This is a genomic window from Sphingomonas sp. (assembly GCF_035758555.1).
In the GTDB taxonomy this organism is placed as follows: domain Bacteria; phylum Pseudomonadota; class Alphaproteobacteria; order Sphingomonadales; family Sphingomonadaceae; genus Sphingomonas_B.
This window is the reverse complement of sequence record NZ_DASTXI010000027.1, coordinates 1-22,528: the sequence shown is the minus strand read 5'-3', so window position 1 is coordinate 22,528 and position 22,528 is coordinate 1. Positions and strand designations below refer to the sequence as shown.

At 67.2% G+C, this 22,528-nt stretch carries 28 protein-coding genes, 1 tRNA gene and 1 pseudogene; 23 read left to right on the top strand and 7 right to left on the bottom strand.

Translation table 11 applies throughout. The features are described 5' to 3' along the window. The coding region (locus VFT73_RS01755; protein ID WP_326408420.1) for a thioredoxin family protein at positions 1-375 on the bottom strand (375 nt) is incomplete at its 3' end. Between the two features lie 128 nt (positions 376-503). On the opposite strand from VFT73_RS01755, the gene VFT73_RS01750 reads away from it, so the two are divergent. Both VFT73_RS01750 and VFT73_RS01745 read left to right on the top strand, forming a co-directional pair. Continuing rightward, positions 504-578: transfer RNA gene (locus VFT73_RS01750), tRNA-Gly, on the top strand. 195 nt (positions 579-773) lie between these two features. Beyond that, positions 774-1,307 (top strand): hypothetical protein, encoded by a 534-nt coding sequence (locus VFT73_RS01745; protein ID WP_326408419.1) that lies wholly within the window; start codon positions 774-776, stop codon positions 1,305-1,307. Here VFT73_RS01745 and VFT73_RS01740 read toward each other — a convergent pair. The 4 genes from VFT73_RS01740 to VFT73_RS01725 are packed head-to-tail and all read right to left on the bottom strand — an operon-like array spanning position 1,291 to position 4,158. Next, on the bottom strand, positions 1,291-1,605 hold the full coding sequence (locus tag VFT73_RS01740; protein WP_326408418.1) for a multidrug efflux SMR transporter: 315 nt from the start codon (positions 1,603-1,605) through the stop codon (positions 1,291-1,293). The two genes, VFT73_RS01745 and VFT73_RS01740, sit on opposite strands and share 17 nt — an antisense overlap. Continuing rightward, positions 1,605-2,084 (bottom strand): GNAT family N-acetyltransferase, encoded by a 480-nt coding sequence (locus VFT73_RS01735; protein WP_326408417.1) that lies wholly within the window; start codon positions 2,082-2,084, stop codon positions 1,605-1,607. The genes VFT73_RS01740 and VFT73_RS01735 overlap by 1 nt, the downstream gene beginning before the upstream one ends. Continuing rightward, on the bottom strand, positions 2,081-2,980 hold the full coding sequence (locus VFT73_RS01730; RefSeq protein ID WP_326408416.1) for a DMT family transporter: 900 nt from the start codon (positions 2,978-2,980) through the stop codon (positions 2,081-2,083). The genes VFT73_RS01735 and VFT73_RS01730 overlap by 4 nt, the downstream gene beginning before the upstream one ends. Before the next feature lie 2 nt (positions 2,981-2,982). After that, positions 2,983-4,158 (bottom strand): MBL fold metallo-hydrolase, encoded by a 1,176-nt coding sequence (locus VFT73_RS01725; RefSeq protein WP_326408415.1) that lies wholly within the window; start codon positions 4,156-4,158, stop codon positions 2,983-2,985. A 25-nt stretch (positions 4,159-4,183) separates the two neighbouring features. Here VFT73_RS01725 and VFT73_RS01720 point away from each other — a divergent pair, with 25 nt between their 5' ends. The 9 genes from VFT73_RS01720 (at position 4,184) to VFT73_RS01680 (ending at position 13,719) form a co-directional block, all read left to right on the top strand. Continuing rightward, positions 4,184-5,317, top strand: a complete 1,134-nt coding sequence (locus tag VFT73_RS01720) for a serine hydrolase (RefSeq protein WP_326408414.1) — start codon at positions 4,184-4,186, stop codon at positions 5,315-5,317. Between the two features lie 58 nt (positions 5,318-5,375). Continuing rightward, positions 5,376-6,746, top strand: coding sequence for a glycosyl transferase family protein (locus VFT73_RS01715; RefSeq protein WP_326408413.1), 1,371 nt, complete (start codon positions 5,376-5,378; stop codon positions 6,744-6,746). After that, positions 6,743-7,732 (top strand): hypothetical protein, encoded by a 990-nt coding sequence (locus VFT73_RS01710; RefSeq protein WP_326408412.1) that lies wholly within the window; start codon positions 6,743-6,745, stop codon positions 7,730-7,732. Before VFT73_RS01715 ends, VFT73_RS01710 begins: the two co-directional genes overlap by 4 nt. A 60-nt stretch (positions 7,733-7,792) precedes the next feature. Beyond that, positions 7,793-8,707 carry a sulfite exporter TauE/SafE family protein gene (locus VFT73_RS01705; RefSeq protein ID WP_326408411.1) on the top strand — a complete coding sequence of 305 codons (915 nt, stop codon included), beginning with the start codon at positions 7,793-7,795 and terminating at the stop codon, positions 8,705-8,707. Next, positions 8,704-9,465: a TIGR02186 family protein gene (locus VFT73_RS01700; protein WP_326408410.1), complete on the top strand. Its 762-nt coding sequence runs from the start codon at positions 8,704-8,706 to the stop codon at positions 9,463-9,465. Before VFT73_RS01705 ends, VFT73_RS01700 begins: the two co-directional genes overlap by 4 nt. A 56-nt stretch (positions 9,466-9,521) precedes the next feature. Then, positions 9,522-11,189: an ATP-binding protein gene (locus tag VFT73_RS01695; protein ID WP_326408408.1), complete on the top strand. Its 1,668-nt coding sequence runs from the start codon at positions 9,522-9,524 to the stop codon at positions 11,187-11,189. 64 nt (positions 11,190-11,253) lie between these two features. Continuing rightward, on the top strand, positions 11,254-11,706 hold the full coding sequence (locus VFT73_RS01690) for a low affinity iron permease family protein (protein ID WP_326408407.1): 453 nt from the start codon (positions 11,254-11,256) through the stop codon (positions 11,704-11,706). After that, positions 11,696-12,073: a histidine triad nucleotide-binding protein gene (locus VFT73_RS01685; protein WP_326408406.1), complete on the top strand. Its 378-nt coding sequence runs from the start codon at positions 11,696-11,698 to the stop codon at positions 12,071-12,073. The genes VFT73_RS01690 and VFT73_RS01685 overlap by 11 nt, the downstream gene beginning before the upstream one ends. Positions 12,074-12,177: 104 nt before the next feature. After that, positions 12,178-13,719 carry an amino acid permease gene (locus tag VFT73_RS01680; RefSeq protein ID WP_326408405.1) on the top strand — a complete coding sequence of 514 codons (1,542 nt, stop codon included), beginning with the start codon at positions 12,178-12,180 and terminating at the stop codon, positions 13,717-13,719. Positions 13,720-13,815: 96 nt separating this feature from the next. Here VFT73_RS01680 and VFT73_RS01675 read toward each other — a convergent pair whose 3' ends face one another. Next, positions 13,816-14,814 (bottom strand): adenosine kinase, encoded by a 999-nt coding sequence (locus VFT73_RS01675; protein WP_326408404.1) that lies wholly within the window; start codon positions 14,812-14,814, stop codon positions 13,816-13,818. A gap of 115 nt (positions 14,815-14,929) precedes the next feature. Between VFT73_RS01675 and VFT73_RS01670 the strand changes: the two genes are divergently transcribed. Then, positions 14,930-15,289 carry a hypothetical protein gene (locus tag VFT73_RS01670; RefSeq protein ID WP_326408403.1) on the top strand — a complete coding sequence of 120 codons (360 nt, stop codon included), beginning with the start codon at positions 14,930-14,932 and terminating at the stop codon, positions 15,287-15,289. Positions 15,290-15,388: 99 nt separating this feature from the next. On the opposite strand, the gene pyk is transcribed toward VFT73_RS01670, so the two are convergent. Further along, entirely contained in the window at positions 15,389-16,849 is a 1,461-nt protein-coding gene (pyk, locus tag VFT73_RS01665; protein ID WP_326408402.1) for a pyruvate kinase, read from the bottom strand. Positions 16,850-16,921: 72 nt separating this feature from the next. Between pyk and VFT73_RS01660 the strand changes: the two genes are divergently transcribed. From VFT73_RS01660 to VFT73_RS01610, 11 genes and pseudogenes are all read left to right on the top strand, one after another. Further along, on the top strand, positions 16,922-17,221 hold the full coding sequence (locus VFT73_RS01660; RefSeq protein WP_326408401.1) for a DUF1244 domain-containing protein: 300 nt from the start codon (positions 16,922-16,924) through the stop codon (positions 17,219-17,221). 67 nt (positions 17,222-17,288) lie between these two features. Then, positions 17,289-17,528: a DUF2312 domain-containing protein gene (locus VFT73_RS01655; protein ID WP_326408400.1), complete on the top strand. Its 240-nt coding sequence runs from the start codon at positions 17,289-17,291 to the stop codon at positions 17,526-17,528. 11 nt (positions 17,529-17,539) lie between these two features. After that, positions 17,540-18,214, top strand: coding sequence for a glutathione S-transferase family protein (locus VFT73_RS01650; RefSeq protein ID WP_326408398.1), 675 nt, complete (start codon positions 17,540-17,542; stop codon positions 18,212-18,214). A 15-nt stretch (positions 18,215-18,229) separates the two neighbouring features. Next, positions 18,230-18,964: a YebC/PmpR family DNA-binding transcriptional regulator gene (locus VFT73_RS01645; protein WP_326408397.1), complete on the top strand. Its 735-nt coding sequence runs from the start codon at positions 18,230-18,232 to the stop codon at positions 18,962-18,964. Positions 18,965-19,063: 99 nt separating this feature from the next. Then, positions 19,064-19,549, top strand: a complete 486-nt coding sequence (gene ruvC, locus VFT73_RS01640) for a crossover junction endodeoxyribonuclease RuvC (protein ID WP_326408396.1) — start codon at positions 19,064-19,066, stop codon at positions 19,547-19,549. 71 nt (positions 19,550-19,620) lie between these two features. After that, positions 19,621-20,217 (top strand): Holliday junction branch migration protein RuvA, encoded by a 597-nt coding sequence (ruvA, locus tag VFT73_RS01635; protein WP_326408394.1) that lies wholly within the window; start codon positions 19,621-19,623, stop codon positions 20,215-20,217. After that, positions 20,214-20,483 (top strand): type II toxin-antitoxin system ParD family antitoxin, encoded by a 270-nt coding sequence (locus tag VFT73_RS01630; RefSeq protein ID WP_326408393.1) that lies wholly within the window; start codon positions 20,214-20,216, stop codon positions 20,481-20,483. The genes ruvA and VFT73_RS01630 overlap by 4 nt, the downstream gene beginning before the upstream one ends. Then, positions 20,368-20,778, top strand: a complete 411-nt coding sequence (locus tag VFT73_RS01625; protein ID WP_326408392.1) for a type II toxin-antitoxin system RelE/ParE family toxin — start codon at positions 20,368-20,370, stop codon at positions 20,776-20,778. Before VFT73_RS01630 ends, VFT73_RS01625 begins: the two co-directional genes overlap by 116 nt. Continuing rightward, a complete protein-coding gene (ruvB, locus tag VFT73_RS01620) occupies positions 20,775-21,797 on the top strand; it encodes a Holliday junction branch migration DNA helicase RuvB (protein ID WP_326408390.1) in 1,023 nt (340 codons plus the stop codon). The genes VFT73_RS01625 and ruvB overlap by 4 nt, the downstream gene beginning before the upstream one ends. 50 nt (positions 21,798-21,847) lie before the next feature. Next, on the top strand, positions 21,848-22,297 hold the full coding sequence (locus VFT73_RS01615) for a YbgC/FadM family acyl-CoA thioesterase (RefSeq protein WP_326408389.1): 450 nt from the start codon (positions 21,848-21,850) through the stop codon (positions 22,295-22,297). 17 nt (positions 22,298-22,314) lie between these two features. Further along, a pseudogene (locus tag VFT73_RS01610) lies at positions 22,315-22,528 on the top strand (Tol-Pal system subunit TolQ); the annotation flags it as partial.

Below are 22,528 nucleotides of genomic sequence, written 5' to 3'. Positions count from 1 at the left end.
CTGTGCTTCCCCCTGGATCGGCAGCTGCTTCAGCAGCTGGTCCAGATATTGGGCGAATTGCTTTTCCGTCCGCGCCGGCGTCAGGTCGGCGACCAGCTGGCCCTGGAACAGCGCATAGACGGTCGGGATCGACTGGACGCGGAATTGCGCGGCGATCAGCTGATTCTCGTCGACGTTGATCTTCTTCAGCACGACGCCGCGATCGGCATAGTCGGCCGCGACCTTCTCCAGCACGGGCGCCAGCGCCTTGCACGGGCCGCACCATTCCGCCCAGAAATCGAGGACGACGAGCTGCGTCATCGACGGCTCGACCACATCGCGCTTGAACGCGTCGATCGCGTCCTTCTCGGCGGGGCTCAATCCCAAACTGGCCATGTCTGCTCCGTTGTTGCCGCCCCTATGTGGGGGAAAGGGGCGCGCTGCCAAGGGGCTTGCGCAGGGGGGCGTCGCCCGCTATTGGCCCCGCCTCACCCGCCCGACGACATGTTGGGCCAAACGCCAGAGCGGGCGTAGCTCAGGGGTAGAGCACGACCTTGCCAAGGTCGGGGTCGAGGGTTCGAATCCCTTCGCCCGCTCCAGCGCAGCAGCGCAGGCCCGAAATAGCCTGCGGCTATTTCGGCCATGCGCAAGCGCGGCCGGCCTCGCCAAAGCGAGGACCGACGGCGTGGCTTCGCCACGCCGCTTGCACGCTGCATACCGTCGTTCGTCGAAGCCGCGATTGCGCGGCCGGCGCGCGCCGCTACGGTTCGCCGGCAATCGGGGGAGGTCAGCGCATGCGCACGGGGCGGACAATCTGGATCGGCGGCCTCGTCGCGGGCGCGCTCGACATTCTCTACGCGATCATCGTCTATGGCATGCCGCCGTTCGGCCTCGCCCCGCAGCAAGTGCTGCAATCGGTCGCCGCCGGATGGGTCGGACGGACCGATTCGATGGCGGGCGGCTGGCCGACCGCGTTGCTCGGCCTCGCCACCCATTTTGGAATCGCGACCTGCATGGCGGCGGCGTTCGTGCTGGCCGCACGGCGTTGGCCGGGTCTGGTCGCTCGCCCGGTGCTGTGGGGCCTCGTCTACGGCTTCGGCCTCTATGTCGCGATGAACTACGTCGTTGCGCCCCTTTCTGCTGCCCATGCAAGCGGGCATTTCCCTGCCGACTCCTCCGAAGCGTTTGCCCGTCTGTCGGAGGCATTCAGCGCGGTCCGGCCGAAAGACAACCGGCCGCTTCTGATCGGCACCTTGTTCACGCACATGGTGCTGGTCGGGCTGCCGATCGCTCTGATCGCGCGGCGGGAGCTCAGGCGACCAGCTTGAGACCGGCGATGCAGGCGACGATCGCGAAGATCAGCAGGATGCGCAGCGGCGTCGCCGCCTCGCCGAAAAACCAGATGCCGGCCAGCACTGTCCCGACCGCGCCGATGCCGCCCCAGACCGCATAGGCCGTCCCCATCGGGATCGAGCGGGAAGCAACCTCCAGCAACCCCATCGACAGGCTGACGGAAACAAGGAAGCCGATCGTCCAGGGCAGGTTCCTGAAGCCGTCGACGAAGCGCAGGCAGGTGGTGAAGCCCACTTCGAACAGCCCGCCCAGGATCAGCAGCGCCCAGGCCATCAGCCGTTCGCCAGCCGGTCAAGCGCCTCGCCGTGCAGCCGCCACGGTTCCCACCCGGTCTGCCCCCGCGCTCCGATGCGCTCGTAAAAGGCCATTGCGTCGACATTCCAGTCGAGCACGGCCCAGTCCATCCGGGCGCAGCCGCGCACCTTTGCTTCCTGGGCGAGCCGCTTCATCAGCGCGCGCGCGACGCCGTTGCCGCGGGCCACTTCGTCGACGAACAAATCCTCCAGATAGAGGCTCGGCCGGCCGGTCCAGGTCGAGTAGGTCAGAAACCAGAGCGCCAGGCCAGCGACCCTGCCGTCCAGCTCGGCAAGAAATGCGAAGACCTGCGGGTTCGCGCCGAACAGCGTCTCGGTCAGCATCGCCTCGGTCGTCTGCACGGCGTCGGGCGCGCGTTCATAGACGGCGAGGCCTTTGACGAGGCGCAGCACCTCGGCTTCGTCGCCCGGCCTGACCCAACGGATTTCCAGCGTCACAGATTGGCCTCCAATGCCATTTCCTTCGGGCTGCGCGGCGCGCGAACGGCGATGTAGCAGCCAAGGATGATAAGGGCTGTTCCGGCAAGCACCGCCGGGCGGATCGCTTCGCCGAACACAAGCCAGCCGAAGAATGCGCCCCAGCCGAAGCCGGTATATTCGACGACCAGCAGGGATTGCGCCTCCGCCCGCGCATAGGCCCAGGAGAGGACGAGCAGGGAAAATACCGCCAGGCTGGCGGCAAGCAGGATCGGCGGGAAATGCTCGGCCGCAGGCACGCGCAGGAAGAAGGGCGCGGCCAGCATCAGGAACAGGCCGGTGGTTAGATTCTGGAAAAAGCCGACCTCGATCGGCGAGGCGACCAGCGCCTGCTTGCGCATCAGCACCAGGTTGAACGCGTAGAGCACGGCGGAACACAGGATCGCGCCGGCGCCGGTCAGCGCGTCGGCGCCGTAATGACCGCTCGCCCGCGTCGCGAGCATCACGCTGACCCCGGACAGGCCGAGCACGGAGCCGAGAATCGCCTGCGGCCGGATCGTCTCGCCGAGAATCAGGCTGGCGAGATAGAGCGCGATCAGCGGCGCGATGAAGGACAACGCGATTGCTTCCGCCAGTGGGACCATCGTGATGCCCCAGAACCATAGGATCGCCATCACCGACACGATGCCGCCGCGCAGGAAATGAAGCCTGAGCGTGCTCCGGGGCGGAAGCGGCAGGCCGCGAGCGAAGAACAGCGCGCCGCCGAGCAGCGAGCCGGCGATCGTCCGCCACAGCGTCGCGTTATAGGCGCCGATCGACAGCGACAGGCCCTTCATCACTGCGTCCATCGCGGTGTAGCTGGCGATGCCCAGGCACGCGGCGGCGAATGGAAGCGCGAGAGACCGGGACGCCGGCATGGTCAGCGGAGCGCTTGCACGGCTGGGGTGTCGAGGCAAGCCGGGTCGAGCGGGGGCGCAGCGGGCGGCGCTGCATAGGGCGCGATCTCGACCGGACGGCCGATGGTGACTGTATCGAACAGGCCGGCCGGATAGCCCCGACAACGCATCACCTCGCGGAGCAGTTTGGGGGGCGTGTCATAGGCTTCGTAGCTGAGGCGGAACGTGCCCCAGTGGATGCCGATCGCGCGCGCGGCGCCGAGGCGCTGGAACACGGTCGCGGCGTCGATCGGGCCAATATGGCTGCCGATGCCCATCTGACCCGGTGCGAAGCGGAACGCGCCGATCGGGATCAGCGCCAGCCGGATCGGGCCATAGCGCGCCGCCTCTTCCGGCCATTTGCCGTCGCCCAGGCCGGTGTCCCCGGCGAAGAACAGGTTGCCGCCGCTCGGCAGCCGCACCACGAAGCTCGACCACAGAGCACGATTGCGGTCGGTGAGCCAGCGGCTGTCCCAGTGGTGGTTGCGGGTGACGATTACATCGATTGCGCCATGGCCGCGGACGCGTCCGCCCCAGTCGCGCGCCACGCTCTCGATCCCGCGGCTGCGCAAGATCGCGTCGTTGCCGAGGCTGGTGACGATCAGCGGCCGGTCGCGTTTCCAGAGCCGTTCCAGCATCGGCAGGTCGAGATGGTCGTAATGGTTGTGGCTGAGGAGGATGAGATCGATTTTCGGCAATTCCTCGAAACCCACGCCCGGTCGGGTGACGCGGCGCGGTCCGAAGCCGAACGGGCCGGCGGTGTCGCTCCACACCGGATCGGTCAGGATGTTGAGCCCAGCCGTCTGCACCAGCACAGACGCGTGGCCGATCCACGTGACCAGCATCCGCTCGCCCTCGACGTGCGCCGGCGGACGGCTTGGCGTTACCGCGACCTGCTCGGGCCAGGGCGGGCGATCGTCGCTGCCGGTTACGAATCGCCAGAAGAACCCGCCCCGGCTGCGGCCGGCGGGCGGTCGGAACGTGTCCTCCACGTCGGGATTGAAGAATCGCTTCCCGTCGAAATGGCTGCTGACGGGCCCGCGATAATAGACGCGGTCGAGGAATGGCGGCACCAGCACGATCGCAAGGCAGAGTGCCACGATCGCGAACAGCACGCCGGTCCCCAGCCATTTCAGCACCCGCCCGATTGCGCGCCCCATCTTCTGCCGCCATTCTCCGCCCGAAATGACCCGCATAAGGCTCCTGATCGTTGCCGCAACCGCTTTGCTGTCGGCCTGTGCCAGCCTGCCGCGGCCAAGCCCGCCGAGCGTGGCGGTGCGGGTCGCCTTCGATCGTGACCGAATCACGGGCGCGGAGGGACGAGGCGCGGGGCCTGACGATCCCGTGCGGATTGCCTCGATCTCGAAGCTGATCACCGCGCTCGGCGTGATGCGGCTGGTCGAAGCCGGCACGCTCGACCTGGACAGCGACGTCTCGCGCTGGCTCGGCTGGTCCTTGCGCAACCCGAATTTTCCCGACCGGCCGATCACGCTGCGGCTGCTGCTGTCCCACACGTCGAGCCTGAAGGACGATGTCGACTATGCGATCCCGCTGGGGACGACGCTGCGCGAGACGCTGGCCGATCCGAAGGCCTGGGATGCGGAACATCCTCCCGGCAGCTTCTTCCGATACGGCAACATAAACTTCCCCGTGGTCGCGTCGGTGATGGAAGCCGCGGCGGGTGAGCGGTTCGACAAGCTGATGGCGCGGCTGGTGTTCGCGCCGCTGAAGATCGACGCCTGCTTCAACTGGACGACCTGCAGCAATGCCGCCGTCGCCCGCGCGGTCACGTTGCGCGACGAGAAGGGCGCGGTGCGGCGCGACGATCTGAATGGGGTGCGGCCCGACTGCCCGGTGTTGTCGCCCGATCCGGCCTGCGACCTTTCCCGTTACGTCCTCGGCAGCAATGGGGCGTTGTTCAGTCCGCAGGGCGGCGCGCGCATCTCGGCAACGGGGTTGGCGCGGATCGGGCAAATGCTGCTGAAGGATGGCGACGGGTTCCTGTCGCCGGCTTCGGTCGCGCTGCTGGCCGGTCCCGAATGGCGCTTCGACGGCAGCAACGGCGAGACCGAAAACGGCTATTATTGCCGTTACGGCCTGGCCGTGCACCTGCTCGCCACGACGGGCTGCAGGGATGATCCGTTCGGCGATGAGGTGCAGCGCATCGGCCATTCCGGCGACGCTTATGGCTTGCGCTCCGGCCTGTGGATCGATCGGCAGAGCGGGCAAGGCATCGCCAATTTTGTCACGGCCGTTCCCGACGATGCGCCGAAGGGCCGCTCCGCCTTCACTGCTGCCGAAGAAGCGCTCGCCCGCTAAAGGCTTGCGCTGCCGGGCAAAAAACGAGATGACCCCGTAACGAACGGGGGGATTCGGCATGGGGGTTGCCGAAGGCGCCGTCTGGGCCGTCGCCCAGGCGACGCATGAACTGGCATTGTTTGCAGCCGTCGGCATTGCGCTCGGCGGGCTCGACGATCTGGCGGTCGACCTGATCTGGCTTGCACGCACGCTGTGGCGGCGTGCCGTCATCTACACCCGCCATGCGCGAAGCGATGCCGGTCAGGTTCGCGGCTCCGGAACGGTTGCGGTCTTCGTTCCCGCCTGGCGCGAAGCGGCCGTGATCGGCCCGATGCTGGAGACGGCGCTCGCGCGGTGGCGCGACGCAGACTGCCGCATCTATGTCGGCTGTTATCCGAACGATCCCGAGACGCTGGCGGCAGTCGAGGCTGTGGCGGCGCGTAGCGCCAAGGTCCGCCTCGTGCTCAATTCGCGCCCCGGCCCGACCACCAAGGCCGACAACCTGAACGCGATGTGGCGCGCTCTGCTGAATGATGGGGTGCCCGTCGTTGCAGTGGCGCTGCACGATGCCGAAGACGTGGTCCATCCGGCCGAGATCGGCATCTATGCGGCGCTGTGCGGGCGCTTCGATCTGGTCCAGCTGCCGGTGCTGCCGCTGATCGAGCGGGGCCGCGGCTGGTGGGCGCGCGCCGTTTCCAGCACCTACGCCGACGAGTTCGCCGAAAGCCATGCCAAGACGCTGATCGTGCGGGAGGCGATCGGCGCCGGTGTGCCAGCGGCCGGGGTCGGCTGCGGATTCTCGCGCGCGGCGCTGGAGCGGATCGCGGAGCGCCACGGTTCCCCGTTCGACGAAGACAGCGTTACCGAGGATTACGAACTCGGGCTGCGCATTCGCGAGATGGGAGGACGGGGCATCTTCGTGCGCCTGCCCGGCAAGGCCGACGGCGCCGCGGTCGCGGTGCGCGCGCATTTCCCGGACACGATCGCGGCGGCGGTTCGCCAGAAGGCGCGGTGGCAGGCAGGCATCGCGCTGTCGGGCTGGACGCGGCTCGGCTGGCGCGGCAGCTTCGCCGAACACTGGATGCGTTTCCGCGATCGCCGTGCGATTCTCGCCGCACTGGTGCTGCTCTGCGCCTATGTGTCGCTCGCGAGCTGGACGGCATTGGATCGGGCAGGCCGCGCGCCTGCTTTCACCGCGGCAGAAGAGGCGCTGTTCGCAGCTTGCACCGGGCTCATGCTGTGGCGGCTGCTGGTTCGGGCTGCGTTCGTCACGCACGCATATGGCCCGATCGAGGGGCTGCTTTCGATCCCGCGCGCGGTGCTCGCCAACTTCATAGCGATGGCGTCCGCACGGCGTGCGCTGCAATCCTATCTGCGACTGGCGCGCGGCGCGCCGCTGATCTGGGACAAGACCGAGCACAGCTTTCCCAAGGCGATCCCCGCCGAATGAGAGTCGGTCCGGTCACCTTTCTGTTCGCCGTCGCTTCCGGCTGGGCCGCCGTGCGCGCCGTCATGTTGTGGCCGGAAGCCGAGGTCCCGGAAGCGCCGCGCCGGATCGTGTGGAAGGCGCCGCTCGAACCCCATTCTTCCGCGTCGCTCGCTGCGACAGGCGATGCGCGCCGGTTCACCGTCCTGCATCCTTCGTGGCGACGAACCAGCGTGTTTCCGGAGGCCTTTGTCGAGGAGAGTACACCGCCGGTGCTGCTTGCTGGCGCGGCTCATTCGGCTCCGGCATCGGCAGCGTCTCCGCGCGCCCCGACCGTGCCGATCTTTCCCCCTCAGCCCGCCGCACCGCCGAAATTGGATCGATCGCGGCTCAGCGTTTCCGCTTGGGCGATCCTTCGCGGCAAAGCCGGACCCGGGCTCGCGTCAGCCGGCCAATTGGGCGGGAGCCAGGCCGGTGTGCGGGCCGGCTACGCGTTCGCGCCCGACCTTTCGGCGGCGCTGCGCATTTCCGGCCCGCTGCGGTCGCGGCTCGGCAAGGAGGCGGCGGTCGCGCTGGATTGGCGTCCGGTCCGGCGGCTACCGGTGACGATCACGATCGAACGTCGTGTTGGCTTGGACCGCGGCGGCCGCGATGCCTTTGCAGCGGGCGTGTTCGGGGGCGGCGAGGTGCCGCTGCCGCTCGATCTGCGCCTGGACGGCTATGGTCAGGCCGGCATCGTCGGGCTGAGCCGCCGCGATCTCTACGCCGACGGTGCGGTCAGGCTCGAACGGCCGTTGATCGAATCCGGCCGATTCCGGCTCGCGGCGGGTGCAGGTGCCTGGGGCGGAGCGCAGCCGGGCGCGTCGCGGCTCGATATCGGGCCGCAGCTGGTCGCGCATGTGCCTGTGGGGCGCGGCGCATTGCGGGTTGGCGTCGAATGGCGGGAACGCGTCGCCGGCCGCGCGCGGCCGGGCTCGGGCCCGGCGCTGTCGATCGGTGCCGATTTCTGAACGCGCTTCCGCTTCGCTCGTTCGCCGGATAGGACCACGAGCGACCGTATCGGGGACTGCATGGACCTTTACCTGCCGATCGCCAACCTGTCCGTGAACGCGCTCGTCATCGTCGCGCTGGGACTTGGCGTCGGCGTGCTGTCGGGCCTGTTCGGCGTCGGCGGCGGTTTCCTGACGACTCCGCTGCTGATCTTTTACGGCATCCCGCCAACCGTTGCCGCTGCGTCGGCCGCAAGCCAGGTGACCGGCGCCAGCGTGTCGGGCGTGTTCGCCCATTTCCGCCGCGGCGGCGTCGATGTGCAGATGGGCTGGGTGCTGGTCGGCGGCGGCATGGTCGGTTCGCTGCTCGGCGCTTTTCTGTTCAGGCTGCTCCAGGCAACCGGCCAGATCGATACCGTCATCAACCTGCTCTACGTCCTGCTGCTGGGCGGGATCGGCGGACTGATGATGCGCGACGCGATCCGGACCTTGCGCCACACAAGACGCGAAGGCTCGGCGCCGGCGGCCAAGCGCCGGCATCACCCGATGATCGCCGCGCTTCCATTGCGTTGGCGGTTCTACGCATCGGGGCTCTACATCTCGCCGCTTGCGCCGCTGCTGCTGGGCGTTGGAACGGGCATCCTGACCGTGCTGCTGGGCGTCGGCGGCGGCTTCATCATGGTGCCGGCGATGATCTACCTGCTCGGCATGGGGACGCGCGTGGTGGTCGGCACCTCGCTGTTCCAGATCCTGTTCGTCACCGCCGCGACGACGCTGATCCACTCGATCACGACCCATGCGGTCGATATCGTGCTGGCGGCCCTGCTGCTGGTCGGATCGGTCGTCGGGGCGCAGCTGGGCGCGATCCTGGCGCAACGCGTCAAGCCCGATTTCCTGCGCGTGCTGCTGGCCGCGCTGGTGCTCGTCGTTGCGATCCGCATGGCGATTGGGCTCGGCTGGCGGCCCGACGAGATCTACACGGTGCAGGCCTCGTGAAGCGCGCGGCGGCCCTCTGCCTCGCGCTGCTGGCGCCGGCGCTGCTGGGCGCCACCAAGCCGGTGCTGGTGCCCGACGTGTCGCAGCGCAGCATCCAGATCGTCTACAGCTTCACCGGCGCCGAGCTGCTGCTGTTCGGCGCGATCGTCTATCCGGGCGGCCGCATGCCCGATCGCCCGGCCGACATCGCCGTCGTCGTCAAGGGGCCGGTCGAGCCGATCCGCGTGCGCGAGAAGCAGAAGGTCGCCGGCATCTGGGTCAATGCCGACAGCGCGAGCTTCCGCTCGGCCCCGGCCTTCTACGCGGTCGCGGCCTCGCGTCCGCTCGACCAGCTCGTCGATGAGCGCACCGCCGCCATCTACGAGCTCGGTATCCGCAATCTCCAGCTCTCGCCCGCCGACGCCGATACGCCGGACAAGGCGAACCGGTTCGAAAGCGGCCTGGTCGATCTGCGCCAGCGCCGCGACCTCTATGTCGAGCAGCCGGGGGCGGTGCGGATCACCGATGGGGTGCTCTACCGCGCGCGCATCCGCATCCCGGCGCGCGTGCCGGTCGGGACCTATACGGCGGAGACGTTCCTGATCCAGGACGGCCGGGTGATCGCCGCCGCGGTGCGCGACATCAACATCCAGAAGTCCGGGTTCGAGGAATATATCGCCCGTGCGGCTGCCGACCATGGCTTCATCTATGGCCTTCTCGCCGTCGCGCTGTCGGTCGGACTTGGCTGGGCTGCGGGTGCGCTGTTCCGGCGGTTCTGACTTTCTTTACCGGCAGCGACGTAAATCCCGCGGGCCATTTTGCCCAGGGATCGTCCATGGACCTCACACCTAACCCCGCCCAGTTCCAGGATGACGGCAGCGCCGACGCCGCGAGTCACGGTCAGGGTGCGAGCACGCGAATCGGAACCGTGTTCGAGATCGCCGGCTCCAACTCGCAGATCCTGCTCGACAAGGGAGCGATCGACCGACTCGCGCAGCATCGCGACCCGAGCGTCGCGACTGCGGGGCAGGTCGGCGGCCAGGTCAAGATCCGGGTCGGTGTCGTGTGGCTGGTGGCAAGCGTGCGGTCGCTGCGCCTCGATCCGGCCGGCGGCACGGTGATGGCGCAGATCGACTTCCTCGGCGAAGGCGACGAGGAGCGGCTGACCGGACGCCTCTATAATTTCCGCCGCGGCGTCACGCGCTATCCGGTCCCCGGAGCGGAGGTGCACCCGGTCAGCAATCTCGACATGAAGGAAATGTACGCAGCCGTCGACCGCGCGCACATAGAGGTCGGCACCGTGTTTCCGACCCGCGACATCCGCGGCGCGCTGTTCGTCGACGCGCTGCTCGGCAAGCATTTCGCGCTGCTGGGCTCGACCGGTACCGGCAAGTCCACCTCCGCCGCCCTGATCCTGCACCGCATCTGCGACATGGCGCCGGAAGGCCATGTCGTGATGATCGATCCGCACGGCGAATATTCGGCGGCATTTGAGGGCAATGGCGCGATCTACGACGTCAGCAACCTGGCGATGCCCTACTGGCTGATGAACTTCGAGGAGCATTGCGAGGTGTTCCTCACCTCGTCCGGCTCCAACCGGCAGATCGATGGGGACATTCTCGCCAAGTGCCTGCTCGCGGCAAAGGCGAAGAACCGGGCAGCCGAAGGCATCGCCAAGCTGACCGTCGATTCGCCGATCCCCTATCTGCTGAGCGACCTCACCAATCTGATCCAGCTGGAAATGGGCAAGCTCGACAAGGCCGGCGACAGCTCACCCTATCTGCGGCTCAAAACCAAGATCGACGAGATCAAGGCCGATCCGCGCTATGGCTTCATGTTCTCCGGCATGCTGGTCGCGGACACGATGGCCGAGTTCATCGCGCGCGTGTTTCGCATGCCCGGCAACGGCAAGCCGATCTCGATCATCGACGTCTCCGGCGTGCCGTCTGAAATCACCTCCGTCGTGGTGTCGGTGCTCAGCCGGATGGTGTTCGACCATGCGATCTGGTCGCGTGGCGAGCAGCAGCGGCCGGTCCTGCTGGTGTGCGAGGAAGCGCACCGCTACGTTCCCAACGAGCGCAACGCCGACGGCTCGTCGGTCGGCCGCATCCTCAGCCGGATCGCGAAGGAAGGCCGCAAATACGGCGTGTCGCTGGGCCTGATCACCCAGCGCCCGTCCGATCTGGCCGAAGGCGTGCTGTCGCAGTGCGGCACGATCATCGCGATGCGCCTCAACAACGAACGCGACCAGGCGTTCGTGAAGGCGGCGATGCCCGAAGGCTCGCGCGGCTTTCTCGATGCGATCCCGGCGCTGCGCAACCGCGAGGCGATCGTCTGCGGCGAAGGCGTGTCGATCCCGATCCGCGTCGCCTTCGATACGCTGGAGGAGCACAAGCGGCCGGCGTCCAGCGATCCGGTCTTCTCCGAGCTGTGGAAACGCACCGGGGGCGAGGAAGACAGCGTCGCGCGCACGATCCGACGCTGGCGCAGCCAAGGCCGCTGATCGAGGGGCACCCTTTCGCCCGATATGCGTTGCACAGGCGTTACGACCAGACGGACGCCTGCCAATGGACAAGATTTTCACGCACATCGCCACCCGGATCGCCAACGCGTCCGGCCAGCCGATCACGTTTATCGTTGCCTTGCTGCTGATCGTCGTCTGGGCCGCGACGGGACCGGCCTTCCATTATTCGGACACGTGGCAGCTGATCGTGAACACGTCGACGACCATCGTCACGTTCCTGATGGTGTTCCTGATCCAGAACAGCCAGAATCGAGACGCCTCGGCGATGCAGGCGAAGCTCGACGAGCTGATCCGGTCCGTCGACAAGGCGCGCGAGCAGTTCATCGGCATCGAGCATCTGACCGATCTGGAAATCTGCGAAATCCGCGACGCGCTGGAAAAGGAAGTCAGCGATGCGGAGGACAAGCAGCGCACCGCCGACGATACCGTGGACCGGTTGCTGAAACGCCATTACCGCATCCGCCGACGCGAAATGAGGAAGGCCAATGCCGGTTGACGCGACTGCCGCCTACGATCCGGACAATATCTTCGCACGAATCCTGCGGGGGGAGATTCCGTGCCGCAAGGTGTACGAGGACGAGCATGTGCTCGCCTTTCACGACATCAACCCGCAGGCGCCGCAGCACATCCTGGTGATCCCGAAGGGCGCCTATGTCTCGTGGGATGATTTCTCCGCAAAGGCGAGCGAGAGCGAAATCGCCGGCCTGGTGCGCGCGGTCGGCCGGATCGCGCGGGAGGCCGGACTGGTCCAACCCGGCTACCGCCTGCTCGCCAACACCGGCCCCGACGGCCACCAGGAAGTGCCGCACCTGCACGTTCATATCTTCGGCGGCCATCCGCTGGGGCCGATGCTCGCGCGTTAGGCCGTGCTTCAGCGCGGATAAATCTTGCGTGTGCTCAAATAGCCTCTAGGCTCCGCCGCCACAAACGCGCGGCCCGTCGGCGCGCGACGAGAGGACCGTAACGCATGCTATTCGGGCGCACCAAGCCACTCGACGCCATTCTCGCAACCGCCGAAAAGAAGGGGCTGCACCGCTCGCTGGGCGCATTCCAGCTGACCCTGCTCGGCATCGGTGCCGTCATCGGCACCGGTATTTTCGTTCTGACCGCCGAAGCCGCCCAAAAGGCCGGTCCGGCGATGATGATCAGCTTCATTATCGCGGGCGCCGTCTGCGCGGTCGCGGCGCTCTGCTATTCGGAACTCGCCTCGATGGTGCCGGTCGCAGGCTCCGCCTACACCTATACCTATGCCGTGATGGGCGAGCTGCTGGCCTGGATGGTCGGCTGGGCGCTGATCCTCGAATATGCGGTCGGCGCCAGCGCGGTCGCGGTCGGCTGGTCCGGCTATTTCGTCGGCCTGATGAAGAGCTGGGGACTCGAGATTCCGCTGGCGCTCGCCGCAGGTCCGGATGCCGGCGGCATCATCAACCTTCCGGCCGTCGTGATCTCGCTGCTGATCACCGGGCTACTGATCATCGGCACGCAGGAAAGCGCGCGCTTCACCGCCATTCTCGTGCTGGTGAAGGTCGTCGCGCTGACGGTGTTCGTGGCACTCACGTTGCCGGTGCTGAACGGTGCGCATTTCGAGCCGTTCATCCCGAACGGCTGGGGCACCTATGGCGTGGTCGGCGCGGCGGCTTCGATCTTCTTTGCCTATGTCGGCTTCGACGCGGTCTCGACCGCGGCCGAAGAAACCGTCAATCCGCAGCGCAACGTGCCGATCGGTCTGATCGGATCGCTGCTGTTCTGCACCGTCTTCTACCTGCTGGTCGCAGCCGGCGCGATCGGCTCGCCGCTCGGCGCACAGCCGCTGCGCGACGCGGCCGGCGCCGTGCTTGCGCCGGGAACCAGCGAGCTCACGGAAAAGTGCCGGTCCGTCGTTGCCGGCGGTATGGCCGAGCCGCTCGTCTGCTCGAAGGAAGCCTTGGCCCATGTCCTGCGCTCGATCGGCTACGAGCGGATGGGCGATCTGATGGGCATTGCGGCGTTCGTCGCGCTGCCTTCGGTCGTGCTGATGATGATGTTCGGGCAGACCCGCATCTTCTTCGTGATGGCGCGTGACGGCCTGCTTCCGGCGAAGCTCGCCAGCGTCCATCCGAAGTTCAAGACGCCGCACGTCGTGACCGCCTTCACCGGCATCGTCGTCACGCTCGCCGCGGCGTTCCTGCCGGTCGGGAAGCTGGCCGATTATTCGAACTCGGGCACGCTGTTCGCGTTCGCGATGGTCGCGCTGGCGGTGATGGTGCTGCGGCGCAAGGATCCGACGCGCCACCGGCCGTTCCGCACGCCCGCCGTGGCGATCGTCGGGCCGCTGGCGATCCTCGGCTGCATCGGCCTCTATCTGAACCTGCCGATGCTGGCGAAGATGGTGCTGATCGTCTGGGGCGCGATCGGCCTGGTGATCTACTTCGCCTACAGCCGCAGCCGCAGCCATGTCGGCCGCGGCATCGTCGAGGTGGATACCGACCCGAACCTGCAGCCGGAGCTGGCGCAGAAGCCGGCGGAGTAACGACGCAGTGCTCCTGCGAAAGCAGGAGCCTGTTTCCCGAACTCCTGGGCCCCTGCTTTCGCAGGGGCACGGGCAGTTTCACGTCGGATCTAAGGCTCAGCCCAACCGCGTTTCCACCATCGCCTTGATGTCGGCCTGCGGGCGCGGGCCGACATGGCTGATCACTTCGGCGGCGCAGATCGCGCCGATGGTCAGGCTCTCTTGGAGCGAGCGGCCGCGGGCCTGGCCGGCGAGGAAGCCCGCTGCGAACAGGTCGCCGGCGCCGGTGGTGTCGACCACCGCCTCGACCGGCTCGGCAGCGACCTCTGCGCGCTTGCCGTCCTTCACGGCGATCGCGCCATGCTCGCTGCGCGTCACGACCAGCAGCGGCACGCGCGCCGAGAGCGAGGCGACCGCTGCTTCGAAATCGTCGCTTTCCTCCAACGACAGCAGCTCGTTTTCGTTGGCGAACAGGATATCGATCGCGCCATCGGCGATCAGCTTCAGGAAATCGGCGCGGTGCCGCTCGATGCAGAACACGTCGGACAGGGTGAAGGCGACGCGGCGGCCGGCCTGCCTCGCTGTCGCAATCGCCCGCCGCATCGCCGCGCGCGGCTCCTCCGGGTCCCAGAGATAGCCTTCGAGATACAGGATCGCCGCGTCGGAGATCAGGTCGTGGCTCAGCGCATCCGCGGGCAGGAATTGCGACGCGCCGAGGAAGGTGTTCATCGTCCGCTGGCCGTCGGGCGTGACGATGATCAGGCAGCGCGCCGTCGGCGGCTCGCCGGGGCGCGGCGCGGTGTCGAAACGGACACCCTGCGCGCGCATGTCATGGCTGAACACGGTGCCGAGCTGGTCGTCGGCAACCTGGCCGATGAAGCCGCAATTGAGGCCGAGCGCCGCCAGCCCCGCCAGCGTGTTCGCCGCCGATCCGCCGCTGGTTTCGATCCCCGGTCCCATCCGCTCGTACAGCGCCTCCGCCTCTTCGGTCGAGAACAGCAGCTGCATCGAGCCTTTGCGCAAGGAGTTCTCGGCAATGAAGGCATCGTCGGCGCGGGCGATCACGTCGACGATGGCATTGCCGATCGCGACGACGTCATAGGTGGCGGCGGTCACTCAAATCTCCGGGAAAATGGGTCGGGCGTGCGCATAGTGCAGATTGGCGGCGCGTCAAACCGCCTTGCCCTTCAGGCTCTTGCGCAAGCCGGCGTGCCGTGGTCAGCGGAAAGGCATGCGTATCGGGATCATCATCGCAGGTTCGGCATTGCTGCTCGCGGGCTGCGTCGGCCCGCCCGCCGCCCGCGAGCTGCCCACGACCCCGCCGGTGATCTCGACCGCCGGTCTGGAACGCGTGCTGGGTCATAATGCGCGAAGCCTCGTCGCACTGTTCGGCGAACCCGAGCTGGACGTGCGCGAAGGCGACGGGCGCAAGCTTCAGTTCGCCGGACCGATCTGCGTTCTCGACACCTATCTCTACCCCAAGGGCCGGCATGAGCCGGTCGTCACCTATGTCGACGCCCGTCAGCCCGACGGTCGCGACATCGACCGCGCCAGCTGCGTGGCGGCGCTGATCGCGAACAGGAAACGGTAGTCGCAAGCGGTAGAAAAACCCGTTCGCCTCGAGCGAAGTCGAGAAGCGCTGGCTCGGCGGCTGCCGTTTCTCGACTGCGCTCGAAACGGACGGAACTCGCTAACTCTGATTGTGCCGCTTCAGCTCGTCGCCGACGATCCGCGCGACGTGAAGCACGTTGGTCGAGCCTGGCGTCCCGAACGGCACGCCGGCCATCACGATCACTCGGTCGCCTGCCTTCGCCATGTTGTGACGGAGCGCCATGCGTTTCGACTTCGCGATCATGTCCTCGAACGAAACCACATCCTTCGTGCGCACCGCATGCACGCCCCACAGGATACCGAGCCGTCGCGCAGTCTCCAGCTTTGGGGTCAGCACCAGCAGCGGGACCGACGGCCGCTCGCGCGCGACGCGCCGGGCGGTCGAGCCGGACGAGGTGAAGCAGATGATCGCCGCCGCCGACACGGTCTTCGCGATCGCCCCCGCGGCTTCGGCAAGCGCGTCGGCAGTGGTCGGGTCGGGCCGCGTCTCCGTGAAATGGACGCGCGCGGCATAGCCGGGATCGCGCTCCACAGCGGTCGCGATCGAGTTCATCATCGCGACCGATTCCTCGGGCCAGTCGCCGGCGGCGCTTTCGGCCGACAGCATCACGGCGTCGGCGCCGTCGTAGATCGCAGTTGCGACGTCGGAGACTTCGGCGCGGGTCGGCGTCGGCGACTTGATCATCGATTCGAGCATCTGGGTGGCGACCACCACCGGCCGGCCCATCCGCCTGGCGGTTTCGACGATCCGCTTCTGCATCGGCGGCACGTCCTGCGGCGGCAGCTCGACGCCCAGGTCGCCGCGTGCGACCATCACCGCGTCGGCCAGCTCGAGGATCGGCTCCAGCCGTTCCAGCGCTGCCGGCTTCTCGATCTTGGCCAGCAGGGCCGCGCGGCCCTGGATCATCCGCCGCGCCTCGGCGACGTCCTCGGGCCGCTGCACGAAGCTCAGCGCCACCCAGTCGATATCGTGATCGAGCGCGAAAGCGAGATCGGATCGGTCCTTTTCGGTCAGTGCCGCCAGCGGCACCACCACGTCGGGGACGTTCAGCCCCTTGTTGTTGCTGAGCGCCCCGCCGACCTCGACCTTCGTCTCGATCCGGTCGTGCGTGGCGCTGGTGACGCGCAGCACGAGCTTGCCGTCGTCGAGCAGCAGCCGCGATCCTTCCTCCAGCGCGATGAACAGCTCTCGGTGCGGCAGGCAAACCCGGTTCGTGTCGCCAGGCGCAGTGTCGCGGTCGAGCACGAAGCTCGCGCCCGTCCTCAACATCGCCGTGCCGTCGGCGAAGGTGCCGACGCGAAGCTTCGGGCCCTGCAGGTCGACCAGGATCGTCGAGGGACGGCCGACCGTCTTTTCCAGCGCGCGGATGTTGGCGATCGTCTGCGCGTGATCGGCCTGGGCGCCGTGGCTCATATTGACGCGGAACGCATCGGCGCCGGCGCGGAACAGCTTCTCGATCATCTCCGGGCTGCGGCTGGCAGGCCCCAGCGTCGCCAGGATGCGGACCTTGCGGGACCGGGGTTCGACGCTTGTCGCCATATGTTTTTCGCTTCCCGTTGGACAGCGGCGTCCTACCGGCTATCCGGCGAGGATCAACCCGCGGAGGACCGGATGGTCGAATATAACGACGCGGCGGCGGCCGCTGCCTTCCGAAGGCTGGTCCGTCACCTGCAGCAGCGCAGCGACGCGCAGAATGTCGACCTGATGGGCCTTGCCGGCTTCTGCCGCAACTGCCTGGGCGATTGGCTCGCCGAAGCCAGCGGCGGCACGTTGACCAAGGAACAAGGCCGCGAGGCAGTGTACGGCATGCTTTATTCCGAATGGAAAGCGGCGCACCAGCAGCCTGCGACGCCCGAGCAGCTGGCGCGGATGGACGCGAGCGTCGCGCGAAATCGGGCGCTGGGCCTTTAGAAGCGGTTGAGGCGGCATCGCGCTTCGCCTAGAGCCGCGCCTTCACCTGAGTTTCGAGGATTCGTAAATGAGTGACAACGTCGCCGCCGATCAATTGCGCCTGTTCATCGAGCGCATCGAGCGGCTGGAAGAAGAAAAGAAGGGCATCGCCGACGACGTGAAGGACGTCTATCTGGAGGCGAAGGCCAATGGCTACGACACCAAGACGATGCGGGCGATCGTGCGGCTGCGGCGCATGGAAAAGAATGCGCGGCAGGAGGCGGAGGCGCTGCTCGACACGTACAAGGCCGCTTTGGGCCTCGACTGAGGGGGAACGACATGAAGGTCTATGGCTCGGTCGCATCGCCGTTCGTCCAGCGCGTGCTGATGGCCGCGCGCATCAAGGGCCATGACCTTCCTGTGGAACCGCCTCTCGGTGGGTCGATGCAGTCGCCGGAGTTCCGCGCGATCAGCCCGATGGGGCGCATCCCGGTGTTGGAGGAGGATGGCTGGACGCTCGCCGAATCGGCAGCGATCGTCGGCTATCTGGACGATGTTCTGGACGGACCGCCGCTGCTTCCCGGCAGCGCCCGCGAACGCGCGCACGCCCGGATGATGGAGACGCTGGCGAGCCATGAGCTCGCCGGACTCCGGCCGATCATGGTCTGCAAGGTCTTCGGCATGCGCGACGAGCCGGTGCTGGTCGCGGAAGCGATCGGCACCATTCGCGCAGGGCTGGAGGCGCTGGAGAAGGCGCGCGACGCCGGCCATGTCTGGGCGGCCGGCGATCAGCCCAGCGTCGCCGACTGCATCATGGTGCCGCTGTTCGCACTGATGGAGATCATCGACCCTGCGGCGGACACGCTGGCGCTGATCGCCGAGCAGCCGGGCCTTGCCGCCTATCGCGACCGCGCCTTCGGCAGCGAGATCGGCGGCCGCACCGTCCGCGAGATGAAGCAGGCCTTCGCCGCCATTCTGGAGCGCCGCAGCCAGCCGGCGCAGCAATCGAGCTAAAGGAAACGACAGGCCATGGCCGGCCATTCCAAATTCAAGAACATCATGCACCGCAAGGGTGCGCAGGATAAGAAGCGGTCCGCCGCCTTTTCCAAGCTCAGCCGCGAGATCACCGTGGCGGCGAAGATGGGCACGCCCGATCCGGACATGAACCCGCGCCTGCGCGCCGCCGTCAACGCGGCCAAGGCGGCGTCGATGCCCAAGGACAATATCCAGCGCTCGATCGACAAGGCGAGCCGCGGCGATGCCGAGAATTACGAGGAAGTGCGCTATGAGGCGTTCGGCCCCGGCGGCACCTCGCTGATCGTCGAGGCGTTGACAGACAACCGCAACCGCACCGCCACCAACGTCCGCACCGCCGTCACCAAGAACGGCGGCAACATGGCAACCGTCGCGCACGGCTTCGACCGGCTGGGCCTGATCACCTATCCGGCGGCGGCAGGCGATGCCGAAAAGGTGTTCGAGGCGGCACTGGAGGCCGGCGCCGAGGACGTGGAATCGGACGACGAAGAACACCGCATCTGGACGTCGATCGAATCGCTGCATGAAGTCGCCCGCGCGCTGGAGCCGGCACTGGGCGAGGCCGAAGGCGCCAAGCTCGCCTGGCGCCCTCACATGCAGGTCGGCGTCGCCGAGGACGATGCGCGCCAGCTGCTGAAGATGATCGACGCCCTCGACGACGATGATGACGTCCAGCAGGTCTGGGGCAATTACGACGTGCCCGACGAGGTGATGGAGAAGATCGCCTAAAATGGAGAAGGCACGCTCGTCCCGAGCGAAGTCGAGGGGCGCTGCTCGGTGCCTGTCATACTCCCCTCGACTTCGCTCGGGACGAACGGCTCTCCTCATATGCTGATTTTGGGTCTCGATCCCGGTCTCGGCACCACCGGCTGGGGCGCGATCCGGGCGGAGGGCAACCGCCTCGCCCATATTGCCAACGGCCGGATCGTCACGGATGCCAAACGCGATCTGGGCGCCCGGCTGGTGGCGCTCGATGGTGCCTTGACGTCACTTCTGGCCGAATACGCCCCCGAAGCCGCGGCGGTCGAGGAAGTGTTCGTCAACAAGAACCCGCAATCGACGCTGAAGCTCGGCCAGGCGCGCGGCGTGGTGCTGCTCGGGGCAGCAAAGGCCGGCTTGACCGTCGGCGAATATGCGCCAACGCTCGTCAAGAAGGCGGTGGTCGGCACCGGCACCGCGGAAAAGGCGCAAGTCCACGCGATGGTCGCGCGGCTGCTGCCAGGGGCGAAGATCGACGGACCCGATGCGGCCGATGCGCTGGCAGTCGCGATCTGCCACGCCCATCATCTCGGCTCCGCTCGGCGCATCCCCTAGCCCGTTCGCTTCGAGCGAAGTCGAGAAGCGTATCTCGACTTCGCTCGATACGAACGGATATAGAACGGGCAATGATAGCGAGGCTCACGGGGCAATTGGCGGAAGCGGGGGCGGATCACGCGGTGATCGACGTCGCCGGCGTCGGCTATCTGGTGCAGGCGTCCAGCCGCACTTTGTCCGTGATCGGGTCCATCGGCGGCCAAGTGATGCTGTTCACCGAGCTGCAGGTCCGCGAGGATTCGATGACTTTGTTCGGCTTCGGATCGGCGGCGGAGCGGGACTGGTTTCGGCTGCTGACCGGCGTGCAGGGCGTCGGCGGCCGCGTCGCGCTCGCGATCCTTTCCGCGCTGTCGGCCGACGAGCTGCAAAAGGCGGTCGCGAGCGGCGACAAGGCGATGGTCGCCCGCGCGCAGGGCGTCGGCCCCAAGCTCGCCGAACGCATTGTCCGCGAGCTGAAGGACAAGGTCGGCGGCCTCGCGTTGGGTCCCGGCACCACCGCGGTGCTGCCGGCGGCCGGTACCGCGAACGACGCCGTCTCCGCCCTCACCAACCTCGGCTTCCGCCCCGCCGAAGCGAACGCGGCCGTGGCGGCGGCAAACGACGAGCTTGGCGATGGGGCTAGTCTCGACACGCTGGTTCGTCTTGCGTTGAAGAAGGCGGCCCGGTGACTATAGTCGAACGCATGTCGGAACTCAGCATCCAGCTTCCTCCTGGCCTTCAGCGCTGGGTCGAGTCGCGCGTGTCCGCCGGCCGCTATGCCGACGCCGAGGATTATCTGCGCGATCTCGTGCGGCGCGATCAGGAAGCCTTGGAGGAAGATGTTCGGCGCGTGCGAGCCCTTGTGGAAGAGGGCCTTGCTTCGGGCGTCGTCGATCGCGAGCCCGAGGATATCCTTGCCGACATCGTCGCCGGCATCGGCCGCAAGGATGGCTAGACTTCGGCTGAGCTCGGCAGCTCAGCGGGATGTGCTGGCCATCGCGGAATTCAGCGAGGAAAATTTCGGCCCGCAACTGGCTCGGGAGTTCATGGTCGGCTTCGATCGAGTGTTTGCACTGTTACGCGGCCAGCCCTTTGCAGGGCAGGCGCGCGATGAACTGGGACCGGACAGGCGACCCTTCTCGCACAAGCCATATCGGATCATCTATCAAGTGTCGGAAGACCAAGTGCTGATCGCTCGCATCATCCATCAGGCTCGGGATATCCGCGCCGCTTTCCTCGAACACCAATGACCGACACCGATCGCCTTCTCGCCGCCGCGCGCAAGCCGGAGGACATCGACGCGGCGCTGCGGCCGAAGCGGCTCGACGAATTCGTCGGGCAGAAGGCGGCGCGCGAGAATCTGCGGGTGTTCGTCGAGGCGGCGAAGGCGCGCGGCGATGCGCTCGATCATGTGTTGTTCTTCGGGCCGCCGGGGCTGGGCAAGACGACGCTGGCGCAGATCGTCGCGCGGGAAATGGGCGTCGGCTTTCGCGCCACCTCCGGGCCGGTCATCGCCAAGTCGGGTGATCTGGCCGCGCTGCTGACCAATCTTGAGGACGGCGACGTCCTCTTCATCGACGAGATCCACCGCCTCGCGCCCGCGATCGAGGAAGTGCTGTATCCGGCAATGGAGGACCGTGCGCTCGACCTGATGATCGGCGAGGGGCCGTCGGCTCGCTCGGTCCGGATCGAGCTGCCGCGCTTCACCCTGGTCGGCGCGACGACGCGGCAGGGGCTGCTGACGACGCCGCTGCGCGACCGGTTCGGCATTCCGATCCGCCTGAACTACTACACCGTCGACGAGCTGGAGCAGGTGGTGCGCCGGGCGGCGAGCCTGCTCGACCTGGGCATTGCCGAGGACGGCGCGCACGAGATCGCCAAGCGCTCGCGCGGCACGCCGCGGATCGCCGGGCGGCTGCTGCGGCGGGTGCGGGACTTCGCCAATGTCGCGGGCGAGGCGGTGGTGCATGCCGATGTCGCGGACAAGGCGCTCAACCGGCTGGAGGTCGATGCGCTTGGCCTCGACGCGATGGACCGGCGCTACCTCCATATGATCGCGGATATCTACAAGGGGGGGCCGGTGGGCGTGGAGACGCTCGCCGCCGGCCTCAGCGAGCCGCGCGACACGATCGAGGAAGTGATCGAGCCGTATCTGATCCAGCTCGGCCTGATCGCCCGCACCGCGCGCGGGCGGTGCCTGAACGGTCCCGGCTGGAAGCATCTGGGGCTCAACCCGCCCTCGAACGGGCAGGATGGACTGTTCGATTAGCCCGTCCAAACGAGTTGGATGCGGAGTCTGCATCCGTTAGGGCCGTTCATATGACGCTGGACCAGCCCCAGCGCGGCCGGCTGGTCGGCCGCGAGCATCGGTTCCCGGTGCGGGTGTTCTTCGAGGACACCGACCTTTCCGGCGTCGTCTACCACGCCAATTACCTGCGCTACATGGAACGCGCGCGTTCCGACATGCTGAGCGTTGCCGGGATCGACCAGCGCGCCGCCTTCGATGCGGGCGAGGGCTATTATGTCGTGGCGGACCTCAGCATCCGCTATCGCCGGCCCGCCCGGCTGGACGACGCGCTGGTGGTGGTGACGACGATCAAGGGTTTCACGGCGGCCAGTGCAACCATTCATCAGCGAGTCATGTTGGACCGGGAAGTTCTGACCGAGGCGGAGGTGCTCGCGGCATTCGTGGCACCTGTCAGCGGCCGGCCGCGCCGTCAGCCTCGCGAATGGCTCGCCGTTTTCGAAAGACTGTTGGAGGACGAATAGGTTTGGATCAGCTCTTCGTGAACGCAGATGCCGCGACGCTGTCGCCGGTCGCGCTGTTCCTCCAGGCCGACTGGGTGGTGAAGGCAGTGATGCTGGGCCTGCTGCTTGCCAGCATCTGGACCTGGGCGATCATCATCGGCTTCGGATTCCGCCTGAAGCGCCAGGTCGCGCAATCGGATGCGTTCGAACGCGATTTCTGGACGGCGCAGGATATCGACCGTTTCCACGACA

Bases quoted from the DNA above. Each gene is read 5' to 3' on its own strand.
- VFT73_RS01745 (WP_326408419.1), top strand. From the start codon at position 774: ATGCGCACGGGGCGGACAATCTGGATCGGCGGCCTCGTCGCGGGCGCG.
- VFT73_RS01740 (WP_326408418.1), bottom strand. From the start codon at position 1,605: ATGGCCTGGGCGCTGCTGATCCTGGGCGGGCTGTTCGAAGTGGGCTTC.
- VFT73_RS01730 (WP_326408416.1), bottom strand. From the start codon at position 2,980: ATGCCGGCGTCCCGGTCTCTCGCGCTTCCATTCGCCGCCGCGTGCCTG.
- VFT73_RS01725 (WP_326408415.1), bottom strand. From the start codon at position 4,158: ATGGGGCGCGCAATCGGGCGGGTGCTGAAATGGCTGGGGACCGGCGTG.
- VFT73_RS01720 (WP_326408414.1), top strand. From the start codon at position 4,184: ATGACCCGCATAAGGCTCCTGATCGTTGCCGCAACCGCTTTGCTGTCG.
- VFT73_RS01715 (WP_326408413.1), top strand. From the start codon at position 5,376: ATGGGGGTTGCCGAAGGCGCCGTCTGGGCCGTCGCCCAGGCGACGCAT.
- VFT73_RS01710 (WP_326408412.1), top strand. From the start codon at position 6,743: ATGAGAGTCGGTCCGGTCACCTTTCTGTTCGCCGTCGCTTCCGGCTGG.
- VFT73_RS01705 (WP_326408411.1), top strand. From the start codon at position 7,793: ATGGACCTTTACCTGCCGATCGCCAACCTGTCCGTGAACGCGCTCGTC.
- VFT73_RS01695 (WP_326408408.1), top strand. From the start codon at position 9,522: ATGGACCTCACACCTAACCCCGCCCAGTTCCAGGATGACGGCAGCGCC.
- VFT73_RS01690 (WP_326408407.1), top strand. From the start codon at position 11,254: ATGGACAAGATTTTCACGCACATCGCCACCCGGATCGCCAACGCGTCC.
- VFT73_RS01685 (WP_326408406.1), top strand. From the start codon at position 11,696: ATGCCGGTTGACGCGACTGCCGCCTACGATCCGGACAATATCTTCGCA.
- VFT73_RS01680 (WP_326408405.1), top strand. From the start codon at position 12,178: ATGCTATTCGGGCGCACCAAGCCACTCGACGCCATTCTCGCAACCGCC.
- VFT73_RS01670 (WP_326408403.1), top strand. From the start codon at position 14,930: ATGCGTATCGGGATCATCATCGCAGGTTCGGCATTGCTGCTCGCGGGC.
- pyk (WP_326408402.1), bottom strand. From the start codon at position 16,849: ATGGCGACAAGCGTCGAACCCCGGTCCCGCAAGGTCCGCATCCTGGCG.
- VFT73_RS01660 (WP_326408401.1), top strand. From the start codon at position 16,922: ATGGTCGAATATAACGACGCGGCGGCGGCCGCTGCCTTCCGAAGGCTG.
- VFT73_RS01655 (WP_326408400.1), top strand. From the start codon at position 17,289: ATGAGTGACAACGTCGCCGCCGATCAATTGCGCCTGTTCATCGAGCGC.
- VFT73_RS01650 (WP_326408398.1), top strand. From the start codon at position 17,540: ATGAAGGTCTATGGCTCGGTCGCATCGCCGTTCGTCCAGCGCGTGCTG.
- VFT73_RS01645 (WP_326408397.1), top strand. From the start codon at position 18,230: ATGGCCGGCCATTCCAAATTCAAGAACATCATGCACCGCAAGGGTGCG.
- ruvC (WP_326408396.1), top strand. From the start codon at position 19,064: ATGCTGATTTTGGGTCTCGATCCCGGTCTCGGCACCACCGGCTGGGGC.
- ruvA (WP_326408394.1), top strand. From the start codon at position 19,621: ATGATAGCGAGGCTCACGGGGCAATTGGCGGAAGCGGGGGCGGATCAC.
- VFT73_RS01625 (WP_326408392.1), top strand. From the start codon at position 20,368: ATGTTCGGCGCGTGCGAGCCCTTGTGGAAGAGGGCCTTGCTTCGGGCG.
- ruvB (WP_326408390.1), top strand. From the start codon at position 20,775: ATGACCGACACCGATCGCCTTCTCGCCGCCGCGCGCAAGCCGGAGGAC.
- VFT73_RS01615 (WP_326408389.1), top strand. From the start codon at position 21,848: ATGACGCTGGACCAGCCCCAGCGCGGCCGGCTGGTCGGCCGCGAGCAT.